Origin of the sequence: Mycobacterium sp., from assembly GCF_025965855.1 — a bacterium.
Classification (GTDB): Bacteria; Actinomycetota; Actinomycetes; order Mycobacteriales; family Mycobacteriaceae; genus Mycobacterium.
Genome location: NZ_JAOPWB010000269.1, coordinates 1 through 3,258 on the forward strand (window position 1 = coordinate 1; position 3,258 = coordinate 3,258).

The following is a 3,258-nucleotide window of genomic DNA, read 5'->3' on the forward strand; positions in this document are numbered from 1 at the left end:
ACCTCCGGGGCGTGTCAACAGAACCCGAGCGCGCCAACGCTCAAGGTCCTCGAAAGGGAACTTCTGACAATCCCTTCCTGACACCCCCGGAGGCGTTTGTGAAGGACCAACCCGATCTATATCAGCCCTTGGAAGACTGTCGAAGACGTCGAACTGGCCACCCTCGCGTGGGTGCACTGGCACAACACCAGCCGCTTACACGGCTACCTCGGCGACGTGCCACCGGCAGAGTTCGAAGCCACGTTCTACGATTCCCAACGGAACGACCAAACCCTGGTCGAAATCCAATAGCCCGAGCCTCCGGCAGAACCAGGGCGATTCACACCGTATCTTTGCAGTCAACGCAATGCCGTTCTGCCGCGGACACATTGACAGGCCGTCCAACCGGCATAGGGGAGGACGGCTCGGGTTCGTGGCTGACTTCTTCAGTCGAGAAAGGTATTTGCTGTCACTCTTGTCTAACGAACAGTCGCAAACGTCAGTCGCCATGGCGGCGCTACGCGAACCCGTCAAACGCTGGCCTCTATCGGGACAGTCGCTGCACAGTTCTGTACGTTTCGCGGAGAGGATTTTCCGCGGATCAAGAGTCCGCTTGTGTCTTCGCCGAGTTCTTGGTGCTCGCTTCACGCCGCGGCCCACCCAACGTCCACCGATAAGGTGGCGCCATGGATGTTGGAGCTGTCGTCGTCGGCAAGAAGCGCAACGGCGGCGGTTTCTGAAACGGTGCTCGTCACAATGCGGGAAGCAAAGACTCGGCGGCCTGCGTCCGACAGCCCCACATCGGCCCGGCCCGACCGGTTGGCGTCGGGTGGGCCACAAAGCCGCCGACTCATTCTGATTCGCGTGCATCACTGGATCGAAGGTATCTCGAGATCATGCGCTGGCGTGTGACCGAGCTACTACCAGTAGAGGAGCTGATAGTAATCACTGAGGGTCGTGACAGCCCGGCGGCAGCAACGCACGGGAGGACCGCCGAACTTCCGCTCAAGGGCGTAGATCGAATTCACGACGTGCCAAATCTGGTCTTCCTGTTGGGATTCGGATCATTTGCCGAATTCTCTCCTTACTGGGCCGCATCAATGTTGTCGTCCGCAACGCGGGCGCGCCAACGCCGGTTCTTGATCAGACCTACTTGGACTATCAGATCATCCTTGGGAAGGTGCGCCCCTTCACGTCACCAGACCGAAGGCCATCCACAAGTTCTGATCATTGCTCAGTGGTCTTCGCCCGTCGTACCAACCGGGTTGTCACGCAGATGGATTCGTCGCTGCGATGCGGTCTCGGGCGAATATGTGACGCCCGCGGGCACAGTCCCGTTGTGACGACGCAGTTCGTCCCCACTGCATGACGCACAATTTCCTCGACAGTTTGCATCGCCAACCGTCGCCAGGAAGTGATGGTTTAACCGGGGCGCGCTAGCTCGTTTAGTTGCACACTAGGCGTATGTGGCGACCATCGAGTTCATCGATCAAAGCCATTGACAACCCACATCCAAGACCCGCGGCACCACCGGAATGTGCGACCTAGCGATTACCATCTGCCGACTCTCGCAGTTGCCCGAGCCTGCCGGTGTTGCTTGTGCACAACAGGTTTGGCCAATAAACGGCAGCGCTCTGTTGTCAGGCGATTAAGCGGGATGTTCACACCTCGGGTGCGCGCGGCGAACCTCCATCGTGACCACTTCGGACTGCGAGTCATCGCAACGCTGGGCCACCATCTGCTGCGCAAGCAAAGGCAGGCCGCAGCGCGCCGCGTACGGATGCAGCTATTGCAGGATCGCGACACCCAAACTGACCGCCGAGCAGTGGCTGCTGGGGAGCCCGTGTCCCGTTGCAATTTCGACAATCCCTCGTGACGTCCGCAACCCCGACCGTGCTGCTACCAGTAAAACGGCGGCCTGGATGTTGCTGCTTTGGCGCGGCAGGCTGGACTTAATAGACCGGCTCATCCTCCTCGGAGATCGCCGCCTACGAAACGAGAACCCGCAGAAGGATATTCATGACATTGACGCTGTCGTGCGTGCTGGTCCCAGACCGCGAAAGTCCCGACCGTGCGCGTATCGCGGAGTCCCTCGGGTACCAGAGGGCTTTGTTCTACGACTCACCAGCACTGTATCCGGACGTGTGGGTCCAGCTGTGCCGGACTGCCGAGCGCACGGACACCATCGGCCTCGGCACCGGTGTGATGGTCCCCAGCAACCGCCACCCGATGACGACCGCATCGGCGATCGCCACGTTGGTGCATCTCGCCGGCTCCGAACGCGTGGTGGTCGCCGTCGGCACCGGCTTCACCTCGCGCGTGGCGATGGGCCAACGCGCATTGTCGTGGCGCTATGTCGACGAGTACGTCCAGACGGTGCAGGGCCTGCTGCGCGGCGAGGTGATGCAGTGGGACGGTGCGCCCATCCAGATGCTGCACTCGCCCGGGCTAGCGCCGCCGCTGCCTATCCGCGTCCCGATACTGTTCGGCGCCGACGGCCCTAAAGGCCAGGCTGTCGCACGACGGCTCGGGCAAGGGGTCCTCAGCACGCGGTCGCCCATCCCTGGCTTTGCGTGGAGCATGGCCATGACCTACGGCACCGTCCTCGAGGAGGGTGAGAGCCCAGACAGCGAACGGGTGCTGGCTGCGGCCGGCCACGCCGGCGGCGTTCGGCTGCACTTTCTGCACACACGTGGGCGACTGCCCGCCGATGAGGAGCAGGCGTGGCTGCGGAGCTACCAGCCAATCCCGGCTGAGCGACGACACCTTGCGATGCATTACGGACATCTGGTGCACCTCAACGACTACGACAGGCCGTATGTCACCGGACAGCGTCTCGCGGAGTGGGGGATGGCCCAGTCCCCGGAGGGTTGGGGCCGGACCTTCGCGCGGATGCAGCATGGCGGTGCAACCGAAATCGCCTACCAGCCAGCCGGACCCGACATCCCGCGCGAGCTGGAGGCCTTCGCCAAGGCGTTCCAGCGCTACATCGTCGACACGGGCCACTGAGCGGGCCCACTCCAGTACTGGTGGCACCGCTTCCTCAGACCATGATCGACCGGTGGACGTTCGCCCAGGAGTGCGTCCACGGCGGCGCCTACCAACCGAACGCCGGGCGCGATGGCGATCCTGGGCACCGTGCCGCGGTGTACGGCTGATATAGATCGGGTTGGTCCTTCACAAACGCCTCCGGGGGTGTCAGGAAGGGATTGTCAGAAGTTCCCTTTCGAGGACCTTGAGCGTTGGCGCGCTCGGGTTCTGTTGACACGCCCCGGAGGT

At 62.5% G+C, this 3,258-nt stretch carries 2 protein-coding genes and 2 pseudogenes; 3 read left to right on the forward strand and 1 reads right to left on the reverse strand.

Annotated elements, in window-relative coordinates:
* Positions 1-126 precede the first annotated feature (126 nt).
* Positions 127-291 (forward strand): annotated as a pseudogene (locus JWP83_RS22780) (IS3 family transposase); the annotation flags it as partial.
* Positions 292-623: 332 nt separating this feature from the next.
* Here JWP83_RS22780 and JWP83_RS31340 read toward each other — a convergent pair.
* A pseudogene (locus tag JWP83_RS31340) lies at positions 624-710 on the reverse strand (short-chain dehydrogenase); the annotation flags it as partial.
* Between the two features lie 1,288 nt (positions 711-1,998).
* On the opposite strand from JWP83_RS31340, the gene JWP83_RS22785 reads away from it, so the two are divergent.
* Positions 1,999-2,988, forward strand: a complete 990-nt coding sequence (locus JWP83_RS22785; RefSeq protein ID WP_297735185.1) for an LLM class flavin-dependent oxidoreductase — start codon at positions 1,999-2,001, stop codon at positions 2,986-2,988.
* 20 nt (positions 2,989-3,008) lie between these two features.
* The gene (locus JWP83_RS22790; RefSeq protein WP_297735188.1) at positions 3,009-3,137 is read left to right on the forward strand and encodes a hypothetical protein; all 129 of its coding nucleotides are present in this window, start codon (positions 3,009-3,011) and stop codon (positions 3,135-3,137) included.
* Positions 3,138-3,258: the final 121 nt, after the last annotated feature.